Here is a 24,411-nt window from a genome sequence, read left to right on the forward strand (position 1 = left end):
TCATAGCAACGAATCTGACAATCGCTATTTGGCGAAAAATCGATGTTCCGGAATTGTAACGAATCTGAGCAACGCTATTTGCTTAAAAGTGATCGAATTCGGGCGAAATATCGAAAATAAGGTGGCTGAGATTCGTTAAATCTGAAAAAGCAGCTTTTTGGCAAAAATAAGGCTTGTGATATTCGTTAGAGTAACCTTTCATCTAGAAAGACGCTTCGTCATAGAGAATGTGGCTTAAAGCACCGCAAGCGCTCCGTCAGAACAGCGGTCCTTCACACTGCGCAAGCGCTCCATCAGAACAGCGGTCCTTAACGCTACGCAAACGCTCCATTAAAATGACGTGCCTTAAAGCTCCGCAAGCGCTCCATCAGAACAGCGTTCATTAACGATATCAACGTCCCCCCCACGCGAACGCCCTCCGGGCACGCTCCTACCAAAAAAACGCAGCCGTATCAGCTGCGTTTCGCGCTTATGCATGATCGAGCATGAACCCGCGACCTCTGCGCTTCATGGCCGCACAGCCACAATGCTGTCAATCAATCTTTGATACTTTGCGAAGGACGTTAAAAAATAAATAGTTCATACTTTTCGACCGATACGCGGTTTGATTGAAGCTCCCCATAGCATATACATCCAAATTTGGGAAGTATAACATAAAAGCGCCGCTGGCACCGAGATGACCCCAAGCCAAATATTTCTGAGTGAAAGGGATAAACCGCATCCTCATAAGCCCATAGCCATATTCCATTCCCGGCCACATTTTGTTCCAGTTCTGCATGGCGTTCAATATTTCCGGTTTCACCAGTCGATTTTCAACCAACGCTTTCATGAAGAGCAGCAGATCTTCTGTCGTGCAGACCGCTTGACCTCCAGCATAAAAACTGCTAAAGCTGCGATATTCATCGACATTGACTTTTAAATGGTTCAGATACACGTGAGCTACCGGATATTCGCTTTGAACGGCAGATTCGGAATAATGGGATAAATAAGAGTGTCTCATCTGCAGAGGTCTGAAGATATAATCATGTAAAATTTCATGATAAGGTTTTGAAGTAATCGATTCGATGATGAGCCCTAACAGATTGTAGCCTGTGTCCGTATAATGAATCCCTTTGCCCGGGGGAAAGCGCGGTTCCAGGTGTTGCTTGGACCATTGGATGGTTTCTTCGGCTGTCCAAAAGCGCGAGGGATCTTCCAATATATCTTGCATAAACGCTCGGTGTCGCTTCGGTTTATCTTCAAAATAATCGGGCACGCCCGACGTATTGTTTAATAAATGTTTGATCTGAATATCGTATGTATAATCTTTTCCTTTAAACAGGGTGCAGACCTTCAAGAATCGTTGAAGGCAAATAACGGGCAATTGGATCTTCGAACTTGGCGAGCCCTCTTTCGACCAGTTTCGCTACGATTACCGATGTAAACGTTTTACCAACACTTGCCGTGTGAAAAGGCTGGTGCGGATTAACCGGTGCCTCATCCGTTTTTCCAGCGGCCATAGGCCAATGGATATTTAGCTTGTCCGAATGTATGAGCATATGTACTTGATGGAGCTTCGGATCCGATGCCACTTTCCTCTTCAGCTTTTCCTCGATCTGTTGCCTTACAAGCTCTTTACTCAACATGCCTCCCATTCTCCCCCTTTCTAGTTGCTTCAATTATATATCATACGATATATAATATGCGTGGAATTGATTAACTGTCCAAAAATTCTTGCGTTCCCTTTAGGCATAAAAAAATCCCCCCTTACAGCAACAGGTTCTAGCATTTAGCCTGTCTGCTATAAAGGGGAGCCGTTCTTTCTAGCGGCGGGACGCCCCGTTCTTTCGCGCACGCAACGGCCGGCGTCATGACTTGGGACGATTATCATGATTCGGGTCAAGAAAACGAACCGCCCGCCCGATCAAAGGCGCCACCACGGACAAATGACCCTCGTCTTCGTAGCAGCGGTACTGAACGGCGAAGCCGGGAATATCCGCCGCGAGCAGACGCTCGTACATTTGCCGGGCATCGCGCACCATATGCGGCTTTTCCAGGCTGCCGACCCCGATCAATAGCGACGCCCGCCAATCCGCTTGCTTCCCGGACTCCGCGAACCGTTCCGCATCAGGGACGATATACCCGTTCTTCCACCAGATGGACGGACTTCCCGCAACGTAATACTGAAAAGCGCCGCATCGGCGAAACAGCGCATACAGCACAAACCATCCGCCAAGCGAATGTCCGAACAGCATTTGCCGGCTGCGGTCGATCGTATACAACCGTTCGATACCAGGCTTCAGCTCTTCCTCGATAAACTGCAAAAAATCCGCCGCCCCGCCCGTCGCCGGCCACGGCGAACGGTCCTTGCGCGGCGGCAATTCGTCGTCAGCCGCGTATACGGTGTAATCGTAAAAACGCGCCTGCGTATCCAGCGGCCGATCCGTTTCATATCCGATGCCGATGACGACGGACGGATCGACCCGGTAAGGTCCTTGACCGAGCAGACGCACGGTTTCCACCATCGTCCCGAAGGCGGCGTTCGCATCCAGCATATAGATGACCGGAAATCCCGCCTCCGGTACCGCCGCATCCGGCATCCAGGCCATAATCCGGTAGCGGCGGCCGGTCCGGCCGGTCATCGTCCACTGCTCCGCCCCCGGTATGGCGAAGGCGGAACGGCCGTTGTTATCGACCATTACGATTTCTCCCCTTTCTCTCCACCCGCTGCGCCGTCTTGCTCCTTATGGCCGAACAGCCAGAGCATCGCATGCATAAATCGTTGCGTGAAGAAGAAGGCGTCATGCGTACCGTTCGCATCGGTCTCGAACTTCAGGCGATCCTGCGGAAAGCCTTTGGCAAGCAGCAAAGCGCTGGCCTCTTTCGTCCGTTCCACCATTTCGCGCTGAATATTCTGCTTGTAGATGCCTTCCAGCTCGCCGACGTACATGTAGATGCAATGCAGCCCATCGGGGACAGGCGTCTCGCGCATAAAGGCAAGAAAGCCTTCATACCAGAACGACGCCGAAATCATGGCGATCTTGCCGAACAGCTCCGGGTACCGGTAATAGGCGTAGGCGCTGACAAGTCCGCCGAAAGAGCAGCCGGCAATTCCCGTGTTCTCAGGCTCCGGCCGGGTCGGATAAGCCGCGTCGACATGCGGCTTGATCTGTTCGGCGAGCGCCCTCAAATAATGCCCGGCGCCGCCGCCGAAGTCCGGTTGCCCCGGAAGCAGCGCCCGGGCCGGCCAGGGCGTATAATCATCGTTGCGGTTGTGCGGTTTGACGCCCACGAAGATCATTTTCGGCAAGCGCTTCGTCATGACCAGGTGGTCGATATAGTTAAAGCCCGAGCGCACGACATTTCCGTCGTCCTGTACGTACACAACGGGGTAGCGCTCGCGGACCTTCCCATAGTCATGGGGCAAATAAATTGACAGTTCAAATCCGGCCGCCTCATCTTTCCTGAACCTTTCGAACATCCTTCTCTCTCCTTAAGACTTTGCAAAGCAAAGCCCGCTTCGTCAGCCATAGCTGGGGGCGGCAGAGGTACGTATATGGGAGGACTGCAAGTCCTACCTTCTCCTGGACCGGTACAGCAAATAAATAAAATAAGGAACGCCGATAATCGAGATCACGATGCCGACAGGCAGCTGCGCCGGTGCAAATACCGTCTTGCCGATAAAATCCCCGACGACGACCAGCGCCATTCCGATTGCGCCGCATGCCGGAACGATATATTTGTAAGGAATGCCGATAAGCCTTCTCGCCATGTGCGGAGCAATCAGGCCGACAAACCCGATGCTGCCGGATACCGTGACGCATGCGCTGACCAGCCCGGCGCAGCACAGCAGCAAAATTTGCCTTTCCCGCTTCGTACGGACGCCCAATCCTTTGACGCTCGCTTCGTTCAGCTGCAGAAGGTCGAGAATCGGCGCCTTTCTCCAAATGACCGGCACCAGAATGAGCAGCCATGGCAAAATCGTCACGACGTGCTTCCAGGTCGCGCTGTAAATGCTGCCCGAGAGCCATACCGTAGCCATCTCGAAATCTTGCGGATTCATCTTCAGCGAAATATAGAGCGTCAAGGCGCTGAAACCCGAACCGAGCGCGATCCCGACAAGAATGAGCCGCTGCGGCTCCAGTTCGCCATGACGCCGCGCGAAGAGATACAGCAACACAACCGCGGCAATTCCCCCGACCCAGCCGAACATCGGCATCGTCATAACCGTCAGCCAGCCGGGCGACCTCATCGTCCCATGAAAAAGAAACATGCCGAGCACAACCGACGCGCCGGCTGCCGCATGAATGCCCAGAATGCCGGGATCGGCAAGCGCGTTCCGCGTCATTCCCTGCAGCGCGGCGCCGGCAACGCCCAGGGCGAAACCGACCAAAGCGCCGATCAGAATGCGGGGCAGCCGAAATTCGAAGATGACGAGATCATGTTCCCGGCTCGGGTCCATCCTTAGAAGCGTCCGGACGATGTCGGCTATGGAAATATCGAACGTGCCGTTCGTCAAACTGACATACATGCCGCAGAGCGCCGCGGCGCACGCAGAGAAGAAGACCAGCCGGAATCGTCTTGCCTGTACGGATTTAGCCACTTCTGCCTCCTCCTCTCTTGCGGATCAAATAGAGGAAATAAGGCACGCCGAACAGAGCGGTCACAACCCCTACCGGCGTTTCGAACGGATGGTTGACGAACCGGCTGATCAGATCGCACCATGCCAGGAAGAACGCGCCAAGCAAGGCGCCATACGGAATGATCCGCCGATAGTCCTGCCCGACCAGGAAACGGGCAATATGGGGAATGATCAGACCGATAAAAGCGATCTTTCCCGCGATCGCCACCGAAATGCCGGTCAGCAGCATGACGCTGAGCATGGCCAACGATTTGATCAAGCGAATACGGACGCCGAGTCCGGCGGCCGTCTCGTCGCCGAAGGACAGCGCCGTAATCCGGCGCGACGTCATCAGCGCGATCGCAAGACCGGCCACCGCAAACGGGATCGACAGCCGAATGACCGCAGGGTCCATCTGATGCAGCCGGGCATTATACCAGAAGCTGATATTTTGGGATACCTGAAAGTAAGTGGACAACGCCTGGGATACGCCGTTCAGGAACATGCCGATGACCGTCCCCAGAACCGCCAGCGACACCGGCGACATGCCGCCGGGAAGCAGCCGCGCTGCGCCGAACACCAGCAAGGCGCCGAAGGCGGAACCGATGACGGACCATACGATCATCGACATGGCGGAGTCGCCCGGCATCCAAATCATGCACAGCGTGATCGCGAATACCGAGCCGTCCGAAACCCCCATAATGGAAGGGGATGCAAGATCGTTTCTCGTCATCCCCTGCATCAACGCACCCGAGACCGCGAGGAAGGCGCCGACCAGCAAAGCGCCGATTGCGCGCGGAATTCTCGAAGTGCGAATAATCAGATGATCCATATTCTCCGGGTCGTAATGAAACAATGCGTCCCACACCGTTGCGGCATCCATCGATTTCGTTCCATAGCGCACCGACAGCACGAATGTCGCAGCGATAAGCAGCAGTCCGGTTGTGAGCAGCGCCGCGTGCCTGACTCCTGGATTGGAACGCATGCAGTCCCCCTACTTCGCGAGTTGTTCCAGCATCGCTTTCAAAAACTCCGTCCGGCTCCATGCCGGCCCGCCTTCGGACAGCGGATCGATGAGGTTTACGAATACGTTGCCTTCTTTAACCGCCGTAACCGCTTGAACGATCGGGTTGTCGAGCACATCCTGCAATGCATTCTGCGTATCCTTGTTCTCATCTTCAGAGAACTGGAGGAACAGGTAATCCGGGTTCATCGCCGCCAACTGCTCGATCGATATCGCTTCCTGAGCTTTGGCCGCCGCTACGGCTTCCGGCACGTCCAAACCGAGGTCTCCGTACAGAATCGGGTTGACGAATACCGTCTGCGGATAGATGAACAACTGGCCCGAACGAATCCGAATCGCGACGACCTTCTTCCCTTTCAGCTTCTCCACAAGCGCCGGCTTGGCGGCTTCGACTTCCGCTTTGTACTTGTCGATCACCTGTTTGGCCAAATCCTGCTTGCCTGTCAATTCTCCGAGCAGCATCAAATTCGCCTCCCAATCCGTGGCGATATGGGAGACCGGAATGAGCGTAGCAATTTTGCTCAATTGTTCCTTGACTTCCTCGGGGAACTTCGTCGTGCCCAGAATGACGTCCGGCTGCAGCTTCAGGATCGTCTCAAAGTTCGGTTCCGCCTTCTCGCCGATCGACTCGGCCTGATCGGTAATGGGCGCGAAACGTTCGGGGAATTTGCCCGCGTACGTGACCGCACCGACCGGATGAACATCGAGAACGAGCGCATCCTCGTGCGCCTCCATCGATCCGGTAATGACAATCCGTTCTACACGGGCAGGGACGGTATAGCTTTGGCCCAAATATTCTATTGTGCGTTCGCCCGTCTCACCGCCAGTCGAAGCCGAAGCCTCTTCGCCGCCGCTGTTCGTGCCGTTCCCATTCGAAGACGCCGCCGTTTCGTTGCTTTCGTTCGCAGCCGCAGGTGTCTCGCCGGCCGCCCCTTTCGTGTCCGAACTGTTGCCGCCTCCGCAGGCCGCCAGAAGAATCAGAAATAATGCCAATACGATTGCTGCGCCAAATCTGCGTTTTCTCATCTTTCGAAATTGCCTCCCTCTTCTTTCTCCAGACAATTGCTTGTCATTGATAATGATTATCACTATTACAGTATAAAAAGTGTGCCGGACATGATCCATGGATTAAATCCGGATAAGTGATGGATGATCGGCGGTTAACAATTGTTCGGCGTATTCCAGCATCCGCAGCATGGCATGGGCGGAATATTCCCGCCACGGATCGGACGGAAGCTCATAGACACGCTTGCGCTGTACCGCCGATATCGCTTGCCACTGCGGATCGTTCTGCAGCTTCGTCCAATGCGCCAACGTGTCGTTGTCCCGGCGAATCAACATCAGCATATAGTCCGCATTCAGACGGTCAATCTCTTCCACGGCGATCAGCCTGTCATAGGTCGGCGTCTCGCTTCGGCAGGCCGGCGACAGCCCGAGATCGCGATAGAGAACGTCCGCCATTCCGCCGTTGCAATGCAAGTACAGCCGGTTGCCAACCATGCGCAAGCCGACGAACGTCTTCCCGCCCACATAGGGCTGAAGCCGCTTGCGCGCATCCCGCGCTTTGTGCTCATACGCCTCCAGCCACTTCCCGGCCTGCCACGTCTCTCCGAGCTCCGCGGCCAAATACTGAAGCTGCTCCCGCCAGTTCGTCTCCTTGCGGGGCAGGCATAGAAGCGGAGCGATTTGCCCGAGGGCCCGCTTCTCCTGCTCCTCGAGATCGTCCGTCGTCACAATGAGATCGACCGCAAGCCGCCCCAGCTTGACGACGTTCATCCGCCAATCCTGATTATAGCGGTAAGCGCTCAGATGGATCGGAATTTCATGCCGATAGTCCCGGTAATAGCTCTCCGTCCATTTCGGGTGAAGCGGCGCAGCGTACGGCATAACATTCAATGCCAGCAAATGGCCGATAATCCAGGGCCGATAGGCGACCAGCTTGCGCCGGCGGCTGTTCATGTACGAGGTGGGCGAGACGCCGATCTCCTTCTTGAATTTCCTGCTGAAGTAAAATTCGTCCGCATAGCCGACTCTGTGCGCGATGTCGCGCAGTTTGAAACGGGAATGCAGCATCAGGCGCTTCGCTTCCCGCAGCCTCAACTCGGTCACATACGACGTGACGCTTTTTCCGTACATTTTGTGAAACAGTTCGGCAAAGTATTTCGGACTGAGCCCCAGCCGGCCGGCCAATAAACCGGCGGTGATCGGCTCTCTGAAATGCTCTTCGATATATCGTTTGGCGGACGCCATTGCGTGAGTTGTTCCGGTTGTTTGCTGCATCCGGTAAAGCTCGATATGAAGCAAAAGCTTTTGAAATTCGATCTGGCTGCGAAACCGGTCTCTGCTGCACGGACGAATCCATCGGTTATACAGTTCTCTGCATATGGCCGGGAGATTCGGCTCGGAGCCGGTATCGATCTTGCATTGGCGAGGGAACAGCTCAACGTCCATTGCCGGTTGAAACCCGCTAAGATTTTCAGATTCTGACCCGACCTGGCCGGGCAAGTACACGTCGAAATGGACGATATACATTTCCAGATCTGCATTGCATTCTGCTGTCCCGAACGTTTGCCCGGGCATGCCAAAATAGACCGAATGACCGTCCAGCGTCGCTTCGACATGGTCCAGTTCAAGCCGGACATGTCCATTCGTCACAATGACAAGCGAATAAGCGGATGCAAGCCGCTGATCCAACCGCTCGCCCGAAATGCCTTGCACGTATTCGACGGAACGCAATCTATACATGTATTGGTCCAGCTTGCCGATTCCTCGGCCATCGCTTTCGACTTTGTCCAACATCGTTTCAACGCACCACCGTAACGGGAAATTGTATTCATTATATTGATAATGATTATCAAAATCAACACTAATGAAGATATGGCAGCGAACACGAAAAAACCTGCGGCGCAAATTCCCGAAGGAATCCGGTCGCAGGTTATGGACAGCCTTATGGAGCCGCGCCGCGGCGCGGTTAACGCAACGTTTTGAGAGCTTTGCTCCAGGCGACGACTTCGCTCAGCATCGTGTTCACGTTGTCGGCATGAAGCGCCGCCGGCTTGAACGTGGAGAAATTTTCGAAATCGGTAAACAGCGACAGCGTCGGATGCGTCCGGACGTCCGCCACCTTCAGCTCGCCCAGAATGCCGCGCAGATGCTCGGCCGCGCGGGCTCCGCCAGTCGAACCGTAGCTGACGATGCCTGCCGCCTTGTTGTTCCATTCTTCGCGGGCCAGGTCCAGCGCATTTTTCAGCGCGGCGGTGATGCTGTGGTTGTACTCCTGCACGATAAAGACGAACCCGTCGAGACTTTTCAGCTTCTCGGACCAGGCCTTGATTCCCGGTTCCTGGCCGTCGGTTTCTCCCAGTAAAGGAAGCTTGTAATCGGCGATATCGACGATTTCATAATCCGCGTCGCCGCGTTGATCGGCAATTCCTTTCACCCATTCGCCAACCTGGGGGCTGACGCGTCCCTGGCGGGTGCTGCCCAAAATAATGCCAATTTTCAAATCTGCCACTGGTCTCATCTCCTTTTTATTGTGCTTAACAAATATTGAGCTACTAATGTTTCGTAAGTGATTAGATTATATTTCGATTTGGGCCGTTCGTCAAGTGCGGAAGGAACGACTTCTTATCCGTTCCGGACGACTGCGGTCCTGCAATCTGCGAATTACCCGCCGCCTTGCGCCGATGTTGCCGCCGATCATGACGCCGAAGGCGAGTGCGGACCGCCGTTCGTCTTCCAAATATGTTCCACGTAACGGTATCCTCCCGCATCGATGCCTTTGAACTTATAACAAGTTTTGCCTTTTTTAATTCGGATCATTCCCGTGAGGCGCGAAAAACGGATTCGCCCATGCGGCTGCAGTCGGCCGAATCCTTTCTGTTCGGCCCAGTCGCTAACCGTTCCGGGAATGCGAATGGCGGCCGAGCCGGTCCAGCACTTCCGAAGAGACGGGAGTTCCGGACCGCTTCAAAGCCATCAACGCCGCCCCCGCCACCGGGGTGAAGGCGGGCGAAACGAGCCGGTAGACTTTATTGTTGCCGCCGGCCATAACGGTTTCGAGCCGCTGCCGGAAATATTCGCTTCGGCCGACGCTGCCGATAAAGGAGACGGTCACTTCAGGACCGGAGAAATACGAAGCGAGCATCTCCACCCCAACCGATATTTGATGGATCGCGCGGTCGCACACTTGGCGGGCCAACCGGCTGCCTTGCAGCGCCGCTCTCGTAACGGCCGGCGCGAGGAGCGCGAATTTCCGGTTGCGTTCCCTCCGGTCGGCGACGAAGCCTTGCAGCGCGAGCTCCGCCAGCTGCGCGACCGACGGCCGCTCCCAGAACCGAAGAATGTCCTCGGCCAGCTCCCGGTCGCTGTCGCCGGCATTGCCGGCCAGCAGCTCGTAGGTGGCGTCGTAGGCCAAAAATCTGGCGGCGCTGGCCGCGTAATGATGCAGATCGTAATTCCGGATGCGCCGTCCTTCTTCCGTTACCGCATAAATGATCGATCCCGTACCGGAAATGACGACGATGCCCGGCTCGGCGAGGAGGGCGCCGCTATGCGCGACGACGGCGTCGTTCACATGCTCCTTCGGACAATTTAGTCCTTCCAGCTCTGTCATCGGCAGCACCCATTCCAGGTCCGACTCGGAATCGAGCCCGGCGATCCCCGCCGTCAACGCCCGCACGCTTCCCGCATCCCTTCCCGCCTGGCGCAGCGCTTCCGCGACGGCTTCCCGCACGTTGCGCTGCGCCTGCAAATCTTTATGGATGGAGGATGCGCCCTTCTCGACATAGGCGAGCACCTGGCCGTTCGTTTCCACAACCATCACTCGCGTATGGGAGCCTCCGCCGTCGATGCCGATCACAATTCCGCCGCTGTTCCGATTCACTTCGATTCCTCTTTTCTTCCGATTTTTTTCCGGAGCAGAACGTCGTCGTCCAACGCATAGCCACACCTCTCGTAGGTTTTCAAGGCGGCGCCGTTCCCGGCGGCCGTCAATACCTTGATCTCTCTTACCCCCGAAGCCTGCAGATGTTCCTCCAACAAGGCGATTAGGAGCGAGGCAGCCCCCATTCCTCTAGCCGATTCTTCCACGTACAATTCGGTGATTTCTCCCATCGCATCCGGATAGCAGAACGACTCGAAGCATTGGGCACAGGCGAACCCGACGACGCTCCCGTTCAGCGTCGCCACGGCGATCCGTTCGCCGTTTTTTCCCATGCTTGCGGCGATGGCCTCCGCCGGACGTCTCTCCCCACCGTTGAAGCGTTGATTCAGCCGGGAAAGCTCTTCCGCATCGTCCGCAGTCGCCAGTCTGACCTGTATCAACCTCCCCGCCTCCTTCCATTATTTTGAAGACACTCTGAATGAATTCCATTCCGGATACCGGATTTCCTTTCGGTACGTTTCAATATTTTTGGACTCGCAAATCGCGTTCAAAGTCCGCAGCCTTCATGAAGGAGCAGGAGGCCGAACGGAAGGCCGTTCGAGAAGACAAGCTGAAGCGGCAGGACGGGGAGCGACGGGGCGGCGGCATTCCGGCCGCAAGTCCGGCGAACCGGAGGAGGGCGGATCGCATTGCGATAATGCGTCCGCGAGCCCGGCAAACAGGGGCCGGGCCGGGATCACATTGCGCCCATGCGTCCGCCCGTCCGTTATCCGTCGCGGAGAGCCAGAAGCCTCTCGAGCAGGACGGCCGCTTCGGCCCGGCTGGCGTTGTCCGCGGGGGCGAACCGGTCGGCGGACTTCCCTTTCAACAACTCAAATTGGTGCAAATACCGGATGTCCTCATACGCCCAATGGTCCGCACTCACGTCGGCAAAAGCGATGTCCACAGCGGCCGCCGCCCCGGGAAAGCCTTAGAACCCGCGGAGAAAGCGCGACACGACAGCCGCGATTTCCGCCCGCGTAATCGGTTCGTTCGGCAGGAACACAGCGCGTCCGCCCCTTGTCGATCCCTCGACGAGTCCGTATTCGGCGGCCGTTTCCACATAATCGTAATGCCAGGCCGTCTTCGGCACGTCCGCGAATGTCGGGGTCAGCCGCTGTGTCATGTCGAGCCCGAGAGCGACGACGGCCGTCTTGGCGAATTCGGCTCTCGTTATGTTTTTGCGAGGCTCGAAATTTCCGGCGGGCGTGCCCTGCATCACCTTGCTTCGGGAAAAGGACGCGATCGCGTCTGCAGCCCAAGACATCGACGCGATCTGGCCGTAATCACGAAAAACGCGAAGCGCCTGATCCTTCGTCACGGAGCCGCCCTTCTTCTCCGGTTCTTCGCCGACCGTATCGGTCTGCTCACTCCCACCGGACACGCTTCCGGACGTGCCGATGACGACAGTTGGCGCATTGACCGTATGTATAATGTTGACGCCGGGATTATCCGCCTTGATGACGATCGATTTCGATTGCGTCAGCTGCACCTCGCCGGCCTTCAGCGCTTTGAAGCGAAGCTCGCCCGCTTTGCCGTAGCCGGCGAACAGCAGATTACCCTTTTTCGTCGTCACTTGCGAAATATGGATGCTTCCGGCTGCCGTATCGATCCGGTTGGCCAGCGTCATCGGACTGGCCCCGCCTGCGAACACTTTCGGCTTCAGCGCCGACTCGTTCCCGTCAGTCACCGGCTCCAGCAGTTCCGGATCGTAATCGATCCGGATCTCATATCCTTGAATGTCGCTGTAATCGCCTGTGAACCCTTGCAGCCAGATTGCGGCCTCGAACGTATCGCCTACGTCGACTTGCGCGGAAGAGAGCGCAAGCCGCACTTGCGGCTTCGCTTCGCCCGCTGCCGCCTGCGCGGCCGCAGCCGCGCGGAAGGCCGAACCGGCGAACAGTATGAGCGCCAAGGCGCAAAGGCTTCTTGTCATCCGCTCACGTTTCATTTTATCCCCCGTTCGTTATAGCGGAGAGAGGACGGGCGCAAATCGCCCCTCCCCCCTCCCGCCGTATTGGTGAAGCTCGTTATGCCGTCCGTGAAGAACGGGTTTCGCTTAAAATTCGAAGTTGACCAGAATGAACGATACGTCGAGCAGATCGACCGGGCCGTCGCGGTTAATGTCGGCCGCGCTTGCGGCGGCATTCGGCCAGGCCGTTCCTCTCGTCTTGCCGAACGCTTTGGCGGCGAGCTGCAGGTCGACGAGATCGACGACGCCGTCGCCGTTCACGTCGCCGGCCGTCAGCGGTCCGAAGTCGAGATTGACGTTGCCGTTCACCCGGACGGATTCGGACGCTCCGATATGGCCCGGTACGACGATGCGCACCGTATACGTTCCGGCAGGCACCGTGATGGTATATCCGCCATCCGCGCTTATCGTGCCGATACCGGTCACGTTGCCGTTCGCATCGACTGCCTCTGCGACGACTTTATGCGTTCCGTCATCGCCGGAATACCATACTTCGCTGTAGTCGACCTCTTCCCCGAACGCTTCGGCGCCGATCGTTCCGGAAATGGTGAACGTCGTCCCGGACGGGCTGTCCTTGATCGTCACCGCGCCTCCCGTAACTTGTCCGATCGGGATGTCTCCGGCGTCTCCGTCCAGCAGACGGACGTTCGACAGCTCGAATTCGTAGCTGCCTTCCTGATCGCCGATGAAATGGTAGAGCGCAAGCGACAAGCTGTCCGCATCGCGATAGCCGTCTATGTCGCCCGCCAGAGAAACGATATAGTCGGAACGGATTTGGCCGTTGTCGAGCTCCGTCTTGTTCTCCTGGATAATAAGCGGCACGCCCGGGTTACTTGCCTCCTGGTATGCGGACAGCTGCGGACTCGGTTCGACGGTTCCGCTCGCGATAACCGCGTCGTACGTCACGCTGAACTGGGCCGCGTACAGCTCGCCGTAGCCGTTAACGTCAACCGACAGACCGAAGCTTTCGCCCGGTCTCACCTCTTCCGCCGATACGGATACCGAGACCGACGCGCCTGGCCCCTCCGCCGACTCATACGTAACGGTATAAGCGGGGGCGGCTGCTCCGTTCAGCGCGGCATCGTACACATAGACGTCGAACGTGTTCGCCCCTTCGACGATCGGCACCTCGATCCGGTATCGGCCGTCCGCGCCGATAACGCCGTCCGCCTGCTGGCTGCCGAACACGGCCGCAACGCCGATCGCCTGGAAGTCGCCGAACAGCTCAACCAGATAATCGCTTTCGATCGTTCCCGAAATCGTCCCGGTGCCGCCGCTCACCGTAATTTCCGGGTCATCCGGTGCAAATACGGGCGCGTTCACGTCGATGACGAACGGCGCGATCTCGTCTTCGGCAATTTCTAAATCGTTGTAGAAAGGAACCAGCAGGTAAAATTGGTCGCCGGCATCGGCAAGCGAATAAAGTCCTTTGCTCGGGTGGTAGAGAGTCCCATCCCAGCCTTCGATCCAATAGCTGCCCGGGCCGACTCCGTTCGTTTCGACGATCGTGCCGAGCCACTGCGTGCCCTCTTCATTGAAGACGTCGAGCGAGAAATAATCGAGCGGCCGGTTAATGCTGAAATAAATATCGGTCGTATCGGCTGCCGAGTCTCCGTTCGGCGAGAAAATGTCCGGATCGAGCTCGAGGCCCGATATCGGGGCCGGCAGTTCGACCGATCCGACATAGACGGCGAACGGAACGGAAAGGACATGCCCCTTGTCCGAAGTGAGCGTCAGGCTGCCTTCATAATTACCGTCGGCCGCTTCCGGACTGACCTGCAGCGTCACATCCAATTCGGCGCTGCTTCCCGCCGCCACTTCGACGGTGCCGGCTTCCGGCAGGACCGTACCCGCCGCGCTGCCGGTCCATTCTGCGCCGATCGTATACGTCGCGGCGCTTCCGGCGATGTCTTCGACCGTAATCGTCCCGGTCAACGTTTCTCCGGCTGCCGTCTGTCCGAACGACAAGCTGCCGGTCCGGTAAGACGTTTCTTCCCTGCCTGTTACGTACGTCGTCGACCGGGAGACGAGCGCGACCGCTTCCGCCTCGATGACGTTGGCGAGATCGACCCGGCCGGCTCCCTGCTCCATGTGCGAATAAATTTTGCCCTTTTCGTCGGCAAGACGGACCGCATTGTTCATGAGCAGACCTTTCACAAGCTCGGGCGTAAGCGACGGATCGCGCTCCAGCAAGAGCGCCGCCGCGCCGGCGATATGCGGTGCCGCCATGCTCGTCCCTTGCGAATCCTCGTACGCATTCGTATAATCCCCGCCGTAGGCCGGCACGGACGACCGGATGCCGACGCCGGGCGCCGCGATGTCCGGCTTGATCGCGAGCGAAGGCAGCGCGGGTCCTCGCGAGCTGAAATCGGCGATCAAATCTTCCACCATTTCGATGCCGAACAAGGCGGAATACGATTCATGACCTTCCATCGCTTCGAGCAGCTCGAGGCCGTTTTCCTGCGATATGCTGATCGTCGGAATGTAATCGCCCTCTTCGCCGAGCGTGCCGCCGAAGTTGCCGGGCGCATTGTTGTAGACGACAGCCGCAATCGCACCGGCGGCCTTCGCGTTCACCGATTTGTCCCGGAACGAAATTTCCCCCCGCGAAATCAGCGCCACTTTGCCGGCAACGTCGACGCTCGCAAAGTCGGACTCCCGGCCGAGACCGGCATCCGCGATCTCCAGCGTCTGCCCGGCCAAATCGCCCAAGTCGGGGGAGAAGCTCATGATGCTGCCGTATATTTTGCCGATCCCTTCCCCGGTAATGGCCGGTACGTTGAGAGGCGGATACGAAGCGCCGACGGAAATCGCCAGTTCGGCCGTCCCCGGATCGGTGACGGTATAAGGGAGCGGTCCGTCGTTGCCGTTCGAGACGACCGGAATGACGCCGGCGATCGCCGCGTTGTTGAGCGCGATCGAATCGGCGCTCGCTTCGTTGTTGCTGCTGCTGCCGAGAGACAGGTTGATGACGTCCAATCCGTCTTCCACGGACTTGTCGATCGCGGCGAGGACGTCTTCGCTCGTTCCTGTGCCGCCCGGGCCAAGCACGCGGTAGGCATACAGATCCGCACCGTGGGCGACGCCTTTCACCCAGCCGTTCGGGTGATTCTCGACCGTCGGTTCCCCTCTGCCGAGTATCGTTCCGGCCACATGCGTGCCATGACTCGTTGCCGCCTCCGGGTTGTCCGGGTCGGGCAGCGTTTCGTAAGGATCGTCGTCGTCATCCACGAAATCGTAGCCGCCCTTGTAGGCATCCTTCAAGCTCGGATGGTGATAATCCACTCCCGTATCGAGGACGCCAACCTTGATCCCGGTTCCGTCCACACCAAGATCCCAAAGCACGTTCGAGCCTATGTACGGCGCGCTTTCATCCATGTTCGGGGTCACGCTTTTCAGCGGAACCGCTTTGTACGTCGCGTTCGGATAGATCGCCCTGACGCCCGGAAGGGCGAGCAGGCGGTCCACCTCGTTGCCCGCGATCCGCACGGCGTAGCCGTTGAAAGCATGCTTGTACCGGTTGCCGATTTGCGCTTTCAACGCTTTGGCTCTGGAGGCGAAATCGTTCTGCTCCTTGTCCAGCTTCAGCGGGTAGGATGCGTCGTACGTCGTCAGCCCGCTCCCGACTTTTGCCCGGTGCACCGCCAACGGATCGGATTGCAGTTCGACAATGACCGTCAATTCCTCCGCGCTGTCCGAAGCGGGCACGAAATTTTGCTGCGCCTGCTCCGGCGCGGAAGGCGCGCTATCGGCTTCCGACAGGGCGAAAGGCAGCTTCTGCTGAGCCTTCGCTTTCTTGTCCGCATCAAGCTGCAGCCCGTCGGGCAAAGGCAGCGGAGCCGCCCGAACGGACGGCTGAAGTTCGGATGCGGATGCGGCAGCGGCTTCGGAGGCCAGCGCCGATCCGGCTGCGAGAGCCGGGGTTGCCATCTAAACGATCAATGCGATGAGAGCTGCGAATACGAACCATTTGCGGCGATTAAAAATCAAGCTCATAATATCCCTCCTCGAAATCTTTTCTTACCTGCATGCTTCATCTGGCCTGCGCGCTTGTCTGGTCTGCATGCTCGTTTGGTCTGTATGCTCGTCTGACTTGCGTGCTTCCTCTGGCCTGCACGTTTGGTCTGCATGCTCGGCAGTTGGAAATGACGACATCTTTTTGCAGCGGTAGCGGGTCCGTTTTCCCTCCTTCCTAATCTTTCGATCGAATGTCCTAATTCCGGATATCATTTACCAGTTTAATAGATTTTCTGTCAATTTTTTTGTTGAAATTTCTGGCCGCATTCAAATTTATTCCGACCCGATCAGACAAAAAAACCACCCCCTTAACATGTAAGGAAGCGGTTTCCAGAAAAGCCCAGCCGACCGGCATCGCCCATCGTAACTAAGAATTTAAATCGGAAAACCCAGAAATACTAATTTCGCCATATGATCGCGAAGTATGGCGCTCCATGGCGGAATATGGAAATGATACGCCTGTGGGAATGATTCGTTTGTTGAAATGATACGCCTGCTGGAATGATTCGCACCTTTTCGCACCCTTGCGTACCATGGAATCGAATTCGATTATCTATATGAAATCCAAACCATAATCGGCTTCTATCATAAAACGAAAGGTTTGAAACAATCAAAAAGGGGTAATGAGAGTCAGTGTCAACCTCGCGCTCACGACAAATCGAATAGCGGCTGTCCCATAAGTCAGAATAGTTTGCGAGACGATATTCGAGAAGTTTTCTACGGCTTAAGGTCGTGCTTGTCGAAGGGGGCATGGCGTGGCTGGCTGCCGCATCTGATGTGGCGTCTCGAAAAAGCTAAAACGGGAGCGCGGCGGGAACGACAGGTTATCCCGGGGCGCTCGCGACGGTATGGTGCCGCCTGATAGCAACCGGAAAACAGCTCCGGCACCTGCTCACTGCCGTTTTCACTCGTATTAATTAACGAATCCTGCAAAAATACAGCTTTTTCACGTTATTGATAGCCAGAACATTCAAATTTCTGCGATAATGCAGGATTTTTAACCTCCAAACGGCATGTACGACAGAAATGGTTGAAAATTCCTGCACTTTCGCAGCAATTTGAGCCAAAAGCATCCGTCAGGGGCAAAAATCCTGCACTTTTGCAGTTTTCACCGCCTTCAGCTGTTACCGACCGCCCATGGCCCATTGGAATAGGGACGCTATTTTGATCCGGCAGCATCGTTTCGCTATTATTGACCGCTAAACTGTCACCGGTGACATTGTTCCGTTGGCATTGACCGCTAAACTGTCACCGGTGACATTGTTCCGTTGGCATTGACCGCTTGACTGTCACCGGTGACTCGGCCGCTACAGGTGACATCGGTCCGCTGACATTGCCTGTTCGGCCGCTGTAGGTGACATCCGTTCGCTACAGAGGTCCGGCAGCAGTATAATCGCGGCGCCCCCTCTTTCGACTCGATGTCGAAAAAGTCGGCATGCGATAAAGTCCAGTCTATACTATATTAGTAAGTGACCATAAGCGACTTCCACCCTGCGGGCTTCGCGGGCCGGCCTGCGGCCGACTTTGCGGCTGTTTCACGTGCCGGCCTGCGGCCGACTTTGCGGCTGCTTCGCGGGCCGCCCTGCTCCGACTTTGCGGCCGGCTTCGCGTGCCGGCCTGCGGCCGACTTTGCGGCCGGCTTCGCGTGCCGGCCTGCGGCCGACTTTGCGGCCGGCTTCGCGGGCCGGCCTACGGCCGACTTTGCGACCGGTCTTCGCGGGCCGCCCTGCAGCCGGCTTCGCGGGCCGGCCTGCGGCCGACCCTCAGCGGGCATTCCGTTCCCTTACCGCCCTTCTTTCATCCCGAACGCTTCCGCAATCAGCTCATAGGAACGGATACGCGCTTGCGGATCGTGAATCGGACTGTTGATCAGAATTTCGCTGACGTTATACGCTTCTGCCAACCGAAGCAGCCCCTCCTTCACCTGGTTCGGCGTTCCGATCACCCGCCGCTGGCGGTTTTGTTGAACAAGCTGCAATTCCGTCTTGGTGTACGGATAGTCGGTTGCGGTCTGAACGGACGGCAGGAAAGGCAGCTCCCTTCCGGTTCGGATGCCGAGGAACAACAGATCGCTGCTTCGCGCGAGCCGGTCCGCCTCTTCCTCCGTTTCGGCACAGATGGCAAGCGTGGCGATCATCGCGCGCGGATGTTCCTCCAACAGCTGATTGGACTCAAAATGATCGAGATAATACTTCGTCGCCTCCTCGCCTCCCGGCGTGCCGAAAAACTCCGCGAAAGCGTACGACGTACCCAGCAGCGCCGCTATTCTCGCGCTCTCGCCGCTGGACCCGAGCAGCCAGATCTCCGGCGCTGTCGGTATCGACGGGGAAGCCAGCAGTTTCTCGAACGGATGGCCCGCAGGCATCGCTTCGTGGAGGTAGCCGATAATATCCAGCACCTGCTGAGGGTAACGGTTCACATCGACGTATTTGTCCTGCTGCAGCGCTCTCGTCGACAGCGGCATGCCGCCCGGCGCGCGGCCAAGTCCGAGATCGATCCGGCCGGGATGCAGCGCTTCGAGCAGGCGGAAGTTTTCCGCCACCTTGTAGGCGCTGTAATGCGGGAGCATAATTCCGCCCGACCCGACGCGAATACGCGACGTGGCAGCCGCCAGATGGGCAACCAGCACCTCCGGACTCGAGAACGCAATCGCACGCATCGCATGATGCTCGGACACCCAGAACCGGGAGTAGCCCAGCTCCTCCGCCGCCTGAATAAGCCGCGTCGATTCCAGCAAGCCTTCCCGGGCCGTCCGGCCTTCGCTGACATATACTTGATCCAGTACGCCCAGCTTGATCATATTAACGCTCCTCTTGCCCTGACACCGCGCAGCCGTCGTCTGTGCAAACGGCGCCGCCGTCCGAATCTCCGATGACTTGCAGCGGATGCTCTTCCTCCCAAGCCTTCCTCAGCGTCTCCAGGAACACTTCGCTCGGCTGAGCGCCGGATACCGCATATTTGCGGTTGATGACAAAGAACGGAACGCCTCTGACGCCGAGCCGTCCGGCTTCCCGCTCATCCGCGCGCACCTCGTCCGCATAGTCTCCGTTCTTCAGCGCGCGCAGCGCCTCGGCACGGTCAAGACCGATCTCGGCGGCCAAATCGGCCAGCGTTTCGATATCGCCGAGATGAAGCGTATCGGTAAAATGCGCCTTCAGCAGCCGTTCCGTCATCTCGACCAGCCTTCCTTTCGACGCCGCGAAATGCGCCAGACGGTGCGCATCGAACGTATTCGTCTGGATGGTGCGGTCAAAGTAATAATCAAGCCCGAGCTCCTTCGCCTGCCGCGTAATTTGGTTCGTATTGGCGACAGCCTGCTCCCTGCTCATGCCGTACTTGGCCATCAGCATGTCATGCACGCCCGGATTGCCGTCACGCCGGGCATTCGGATCGAGCTCGAAGCTTCTATAGACGACTTCGACAGCCTCGCGGTTCGGAAATTGCCGCAGAGCGGCTTCGAAACGGCGCTTGCCGATATAACAGAACGGGCATACAAAATCGGACCATATTTCAACCTTCACAGGGCAACGCCTCCCATTGATGTGGTGGATCTACACCTCCAGTATAACACGTCGAGCAAAAAGTCACGATTTCGAGGGGCGGCCGGCTCATCCCCCCCGGCTTCCTTCCTGCAGCGCCGAACGAATATCGCCGCCGGTCCTGCCGATCCGCTCAACATAAAGAACGGTGCGAAAGCATTAATACAAATTAATACAACACTTTATCCGTATCGGCCGCGGCCGCACTTCCGGACATTCGACTGAGAAATTGGTTCATGAGCAGCGGAAGCGAGATCAGGATGGGAGGATCGTCCAGACGCGGAGGATAGAGCTTCACTTGCTGAAAGGGGGCGGACGAGCCGGAGCTGACGACAATCGGCGATTTCGCGCGAAAGCGCATCGTGCTGTACGGAAGCAGAACATCGGCGGCCTGCATGCCCCAGGCAACGGATGTCGCCATCAGGTAATACGTGCCCGGCTTTACGTTCTCAAAGCAAAAGTTCCCTAAGGAAGGAAGCAGCCTGCCGTATAATGGAACACCTTCGGGTATCGGTTTCGCAAACAGGCCGATCAAAATGACGCCTTCGAAAGGGGTCTCCGCGGAAACGGCGCCTTTCACACAGGTGCCGGGGCTCGCGGTCGGAAGCGGAGTATTCCATTGTCCGAGGCCGCAAAATATTCATGGAATTGTCCGCCAGCATCGTCTGATTTCGGAAGCCGGCCGGCGTCACGCCCACCCGTTCGGTAAACCGGGGCGTAAAGGTGCCGAGGCTTTGCTGCCCGATTTCCAGAGCGATATCGCGCATGCTCAGACGGGTATTCAGGAGCGGATCTTTCGACTTCCGCAAACGGACGGACGAAATGTAATAGATGGAGGGAAAGCCCGACCTTCTCTTTAAAAATGCTCAAACCGGTTCCCCGACCGTGCTCATCCCGGCATACTCCAACAACAAAAAACAAAACTTCGAAATATAGCGGCATACCCGAAGCGTTTCTGTCAACGAAGTGCAGGAACTGCCAGGGCGGAAAAAGAAACATATACATAGAGAAGTTTTCTGAAAAGCTACAGCATACTACGGAAGGAATGAAGTAAATGCAAAAGGCCAGGCAGACAATAGGGAGGAAAAATCGTTCGCATCCACATCAAATCTCTTCCTCTGAAAGGAGCGACAAACCTTGAATGTAAACGATGCGCCCGATAAATGGGACGATCATCGGTCGCGCCTCGCTTCCGTAGGGCAAATCGCGGCCGGTATCGCCCACGAGGTCCGTAATCCTTTGACGGCCGTCAAGGGCTTTCTGCAGCTTTTGCAGAAACAATCACCGCACAGTTATATCGAAATCGCGCAGCAGGAACTGGACAACGCCATTGCGACGCTGCAGAACCTCCTTCATGTATCCAGAGAGGATCTGGAAGACGAACCGATGACGAAACTCAGCCTGTGCGCGGAGCTTGAATCGATATTAAACCTGTTTCAGGATCAGCTTTATCGCGTGACGATCGAGAAACATTTCGAACATGAAGAAGCCGAAATTGTCGGAAGGAGGAATCAACTGAAAAAAGCGTTTTTCAACATACTGAAAAATGCTTTCGAAGCGATTTCGGGGAAAGGAACGATCAAAATTCATCACTATATCCGGGAACGCAAGGTTTGCGTCAAAATCGCCGATTCGGGCGCCGGAATTCCGCGGGACAAGCTCGCGCTGCTCGGAACGCCTTTCTTCTCCACCAAATCGGACGGGACCGGGATGGGACTGGCCTATGTGTTCTCCACCGTTTACCAGCATGGCGGAACCATTGACGTCGAAAGCGAGGAAGGACTCGGCACGACCTTCACCCTTCAGTTTCCGCTGGAATTTTCCCAGGAGAAAGGGGTGGTCGTGTTGGATTTGCGTTACGAGAAAGGGCTTCAGCTCAAAGATTTTCTGAGTCGCAACAAAGAAGAGTTCGAGAAGCAGCTGCTTGGCAAAAGCGCTAAGATGAAAGAAATGGTCCAGGAAATGAAAGAAATCGGCGATATCGACTTGTTGGGCAATGCGCACAAATTGGTGGAGCTGATGGCGGACAACAAAGAATTGGAAATTGCCGACTTCGCGCAGCGGGAAGGCCGGTTTTGGGCGAAGCATCCTTCCCTCAGTTTGTCGGCCAAGCTCGAATGGTTCCAGGCGATACATAGCGTGTTGTGGGACTTCATATACAACTTCGAACGTTTGAGCGGGCAACAAACGACCCGTGAACAATTTTTCGCTTTGGAACGGCGAATGAATCCTATATTCGACATGTTCCTGCGCCATTTTTTAATGAGCTATACGATGTTCAAGGAGGAATTGATCGAATCGCAGCAAGAGCTGATCAACACGCTGTCGGTGCAGATCATTCCGCTCACGCCTTCGGTCGCGATTCTTCCGCTGCTCGGGTCGATCGACACCAAGAGAGCCCGGATGATTCGGGAAAATGTGCTGCAGCAGATCGGCGCGCAAAAGATCGGCACATTGCTGATGGATATGTCGGGGTTAGAGGTTCCGGAGACGCCCGTTGTGAAGCAATTGTTCAAGATGATAGACAGCGTAAGCTTCATGGGCTGCAAAACGATTTTGACCGGGATTCGTCCCGAATTGGCCGACACGATGGCCAATCTGGATATCTCCTTTATCGGGATCGGGAAGGTAGAAACGAAAAGAACATTGCAGCAAGCATTGAAGGAGTTGGGCATTTACATGAAGAGTACGTAAACGAAGAGAAGGGGCTATCCCACAAATGAAAAAAGGCTCTGGGCGAGCCCCTTTATTATGCCACTATACCGTAAATTCCACCGATCCTGCCGACCAAATCCAAATCAAGCGCCCTACCCGCCGAAGCCGGCGCCGTCCTTCCAACCTGCTCCCCGCACCGATGGAAAGCAAAACTTCGATCCTGCTTCGTATTTGTACTTTCGTTTCCCGATTAGCAAATGAATCCAAGACGCCAAAGAGAGGGATGCGTACATGCTGCATAGACTGCTCAGACGTTTTCATCGGACAACATTTCGCAACAAACTTGTCATGACCTACATACTCATCATCGTCATTCCGGTTATTTCCGCTCTCATTTTTTCAGGCATGCAATTATACAAGCAGACCAATTCGGATTATGAAGGGATCTTGCAGCAGCTTAACCACCGTACGAATGTGACGATCGACGATTTTTTTACCAGTCTTGCCCGCAGCTCTTTCTTTTATCTGACAGAGCCAAGACTGAATGACATCATGAATAAGAGCAAGCCCGCTTCTGGAAAACAGTATATTGCGGACGCAAACTACATGCAGTCTTCCATGGAACAATTCGTGCTCATTAACAGCAATATTGCCATGATTTCCGTCCTTGCGCCAAACGGAAGCATCTATGGCAGCAAGCCCGAAAAGGCCGTTGAAATCGTCCAAACGATAAATTCGATCGGCAGAGAACGTTTAAAAAACACTCATTTTGCAGTAACCGTCTCACCGGAGACTGCCAAACGGACTAACCACCGAATTTCCATCGTGCGGTATTTGTCCGACCTGAACCTGCGCAACGGCAGGGAAGGATATGCCAAAATCGACATTTACGACCGCGCGTTCGAGAATATGCTCGGCGGCATATCGGACGACGAGCCGAAGCTCGGTACGCTGGTACTCTCAGGCAATCGCATTCTCTATAATTCGGATGCGCGATTCAATGAAATAAAAGTTCAAGAAATGGAGAGGCTCACGTCAAACTTTACGCAAATTACAAACGGCAGCAAACGGACTTTGCAACTGAAATATAAGGATCAGCTCTATCTTTTCAGCGGCAGCGTCAATAAAGTGACCGGGTGGACCATCATTCAGTTCATTCCGGTACATCACATCTTTGACACCTTTGTCAACAATACGCTCAATTATGTGTTCTTCAGCCTGCTTTCGCTAATTGCAGCTCTGGCACTCGCCTTCTTCTTTCATCGATACTTCATACAACCGATACTCAATTTGTGTAAATCGATGAAAACGATGGATACTGTCCAGTTGTCCAATGTCATACCCGGAAGCGACCGGGAAGATGAAATCGGCAGGCTCATCAATAGCTTCAACGACATGATCCTTCGGCTTAAAGCCAGCCGCGAATCCGAAATCGCTTCCAGCGAGCTGCAAAAGAAAGCGGAGCTGAAGATGCTGCAATCTCAGATCAACCCTCATTTCTTGTACAATACGCTGAATGCGATTCATTCCATTTCGGAGCTTCATCGGCTGGATCAAATTTCGGTGATGACGAAGAGTATGGCCAGCATTTACCGCTACAATATCAAATACGGGGACGAAGTGACGATCGAGAAGGAACTGGAGCAGATTGAGAATTATATAAACCTGAATTTCGAAAGT

General features: G+C 55.9%; 18 protein-coding genes and 1 pseudogene. 2 read left to right on the forward strand and 17 right to left on the reverse strand.

The annotated features are described in order from the left end of the window. Positions 1-532: 532 nt before the first annotated feature. The 17 genes and pseudogenes from ABEV74_RS22255 to ABEV74_RS22335 form a co-directional block, all read right to left on the reverse strand. Positions 533-1,255, reverse strand: coding sequence for a serine hydrolase domain-containing protein (locus tag ABEV74_RS22255; RefSeq protein WP_430149756.1), 723 nt, complete (start codon positions 1,253-1,255; stop codon positions 533-535). Positions 1,256-1,313: 58 nt separating this feature from the next. Next, positions 1,314-1,625: a serine hydrolase gene (locus tag ABEV74_RS22260; RefSeq protein ID WP_430149710.1), complete on the reverse strand. Its 312-nt coding sequence runs from the start codon at positions 1,623-1,625 to the stop codon at positions 1,314-1,316. Between the two features lie 222 nt (positions 1,626-1,847). Continuing rightward, on the reverse strand, positions 1,848-2,678 hold the full coding sequence (locus ABEV74_RS22265) for an alpha/beta hydrolase (RefSeq protein ID WP_430149713.1): 831 nt from the start codon (positions 2,676-2,678) through the stop codon (positions 1,848-1,850). Beyond that, complete coding sequence (locus ABEV74_RS22270; RefSeq protein ID WP_430149716.1) at positions 2,678-3,460, reverse strand: alpha/beta hydrolase; 783 nt, start codon at positions 3,458-3,460, stop codon at positions 2,678-2,680. Before ABEV74_RS22270 ends, ABEV74_RS22265 begins: the two co-directional genes overlap by 1 nt. A gap of 93 nt (positions 3,461-3,553) precedes the next feature. Continuing rightward, on the reverse strand, positions 3,554-4,582 hold the full coding sequence (locus ABEV74_RS22275) for a FecCD family ABC transporter permease (RefSeq protein WP_062494404.1): 1,029 nt from the start codon (positions 4,580-4,582) through the stop codon (positions 3,554-3,556). Next, positions 4,575-5,585, reverse strand: a complete 1,011-nt coding sequence (locus tag ABEV74_RS22280) for a FecCD family ABC transporter permease (RefSeq protein WP_062494406.1) — start codon at positions 5,583-5,585, stop codon at positions 4,575-4,577. The genes ABEV74_RS22275 and ABEV74_RS22280 overlap by 8 nt, the downstream gene beginning before the upstream one ends. Before the next feature lie 9 nt (positions 5,586-5,594). Continuing rightward, a complete protein-coding gene (locus ABEV74_RS22285; protein WP_430149719.1) occupies positions 5,595-6,650 on the reverse strand; it encodes an ABC transporter substrate-binding protein in 1,056 nt (351 codons plus the stop codon). Positions 6,651-6,752: 102 nt separating this feature from the next. Next, positions 6,753-8,423, reverse strand: coding sequence for a helix-turn-helix domain-containing protein (locus ABEV74_RS22290; protein WP_430149723.1), 1,671 nt, complete (start codon positions 8,421-8,423; stop codon positions 6,753-6,755). A gap of 172 nt (positions 8,424-8,595) precedes the next feature. Beyond that, positions 8,596-9,147, reverse strand: a complete 552-nt coding sequence (locus ABEV74_RS22295; protein WP_430149726.1) for an NADPH-dependent FMN reductase — start codon at positions 9,145-9,147, stop codon at positions 8,596-8,598. A 372-nt stretch (positions 9,148-9,519) separates the two neighbouring features. Then, positions 9,520-10,509 (reverse strand): BadF/BadG/BcrA/BcrD ATPase family protein, encoded by a 990-nt coding sequence (locus ABEV74_RS22300; RefSeq protein WP_430149729.1) that lies wholly within the window; start codon positions 10,507-10,509, stop codon positions 9,520-9,522. Next, entirely contained in the window at positions 10,506-10,949 is a 444-nt protein-coding gene (locus ABEV74_RS22305; RefSeq protein ID WP_430149732.1) for a GNAT family N-acetyltransferase, read from the reverse strand. The genes ABEV74_RS22300 and ABEV74_RS22305 overlap by 4 nt, the downstream gene beginning before the upstream one ends. 326 nt (positions 10,950-11,275) lie before the next feature. Continuing rightward, a complete protein-coding gene (locus ABEV74_RS22310) occupies positions 11,276-11,455 on the reverse strand; it encodes an S-layer homology domain-containing protein (RefSeq protein ID WP_430149734.1) in 180 nt (59 codons plus the stop codon). A 24-nt stretch (positions 11,456-11,479) separates the two neighbouring features. Beyond that, positions 11,480-12,499, reverse strand: coding sequence for an S-layer homology domain-containing protein (locus ABEV74_RS22315; protein ID WP_430149737.1), 1,020 nt, complete (start codon positions 12,497-12,499; stop codon positions 11,480-11,482). Between the two features lie 108 nt (positions 12,500-12,607). Next, the gene (locus ABEV74_RS22320; protein ID WP_430149740.1) at positions 12,608-16,450 is read right to left on the reverse strand and encodes a S8 family serine peptidase; all 3,843 of its coding nucleotides are present in this window, start codon (positions 16,448-16,450) and stop codon (positions 12,608-12,610) included. A gap of 1,870 nt (positions 16,451-18,320) precedes the next feature. Beyond that, positions 18,321-19,337: an LLM class flavin-dependent oxidoreductase gene (locus ABEV74_RS22325; RefSeq protein ID WP_430149743.1), complete on the reverse strand. Its 1,017-nt coding sequence runs from the start codon at positions 19,335-19,337 to the stop codon at positions 18,321-18,323. 1 nt (position 19,338) lies between these two features. After that, on the reverse strand, positions 19,339-20,058 hold the full coding sequence (locus ABEV74_RS22330) for a DsbA family oxidoreductase (RefSeq protein WP_430149747.1): 720 nt from the start codon (positions 20,056-20,058) through the stop codon (positions 19,339-19,341). A 187-nt stretch (positions 20,059-20,245) separates the two neighbouring features. Beyond that, positions 20,246-20,933, reverse strand: a pseudogene (locus ABEV74_RS22335) (helix-turn-helix transcriptional regulator); the annotation flags it as partial. Between the two features lie 280 nt (positions 20,934-21,213). On the opposite strand from ABEV74_RS22335, the gene ABEV74_RS22340 reads away from it, so the two are divergent. Together ABEV74_RS22340 and ABEV74_RS22345 are read left to right on the forward strand one after the other, a co-directional pair. Beyond that, a complete protein-coding gene (locus ABEV74_RS22340; protein ID WP_430149750.1) occupies positions 21,214-22,770 on the forward strand; it encodes an ATP-binding protein in 1,557 nt (518 codons plus the stop codon). A gap of 252 nt (positions 22,771-23,022) precedes the next feature. Then, on the forward strand, positions 23,023-24,411 hold a 1,389-nt coding region (locus ABEV74_RS22345), incomplete at its 3' end, for a sensor histidine kinase (RefSeq protein WP_430149753.1).

This window comes from Paenibacillus cisolokensis (assembly GCF_050481165.1).
Taxonomy (GTDB): Bacteria; Bacillota; Bacilli; order Paenibacillales; family Paenibacillaceae; genus Paenibacillus_AH; species Paenibacillus_AH cisolokensis.

What these genes read in the sequence shown, in the direction of transcription:
- ABEV74_RS22260 (WP_430149710.1), bottom strand. Translation starts at nt 1,625, where the DNA reads ATGTTGAGTAAAGAGCTTGTAAGGCAACAGATCGAGGAAAAGCTGAAG.
- ABEV74_RS22265 (WP_430149713.1), bottom strand. Translation starts at nt 2,678, where the DNA reads ATGGTCGATAACAACGGCCGTTCCGCCTTCGCCATACCGGGGGCGGAG.
- ABEV74_RS22270 (WP_430149716.1), bottom strand. Translation starts at nt 3,460, where the DNA reads ATGTTCGAAAGGTTCAGGAAAGATGAGGCGGCCGGATTTGAACTGTCA.
- ABEV74_RS22280 (WP_062494406.1), bottom strand. Translation starts at nt 5,585, where the DNA reads ATGCGTTCCAATCCAGGAGTCAGGCACGCGGCGCTGCTCACAACCGGA.
- ABEV74_RS22285 (WP_430149719.1), bottom strand. Translation starts at nt 6,650, where the DNA reads ATGAGAAAACGCAGATTTGGCGCAGCAATCGTATTGGCATTATTTCTG.
- ABEV74_RS22290 (WP_430149723.1), bottom strand. Translation starts at nt 8,423, where the DNA reads ATGTTGGACAAAGTCGAAAGCGATGGCCGAGGAATCGGCAAGCTGGAC.
- ABEV74_RS22295 (WP_430149726.1), bottom strand. Translation starts at nt 9,147, where the DNA reads ATGAGACCAGTGGCAGATTTGAAAATTGGCATTATTTTGGGCAGCACC.
- ABEV74_RS22315 (WP_430149737.1), bottom strand. Translation starts at nt 12,499, where the DNA reads ATGAAACGTGAGCGGATGACAAGAAGCCTTTGCGCCTTGGCGCTCATA.
- ABEV74_RS22320 (WP_430149740.1), bottom strand. Translation starts at nt 16,450, where the DNA reads ATGGCAACCCCGGCTCTCGCAGCCGGATCGGCGCTGGCCTCCGAAGCC.
- ABEV74_RS22325 (WP_430149743.1), bottom strand. Translation starts at nt 19,337, where the DNA reads ATGATCAAGCTGGGCGTACTGGATCAAGTATATGTCAGCGAAGGCCGG.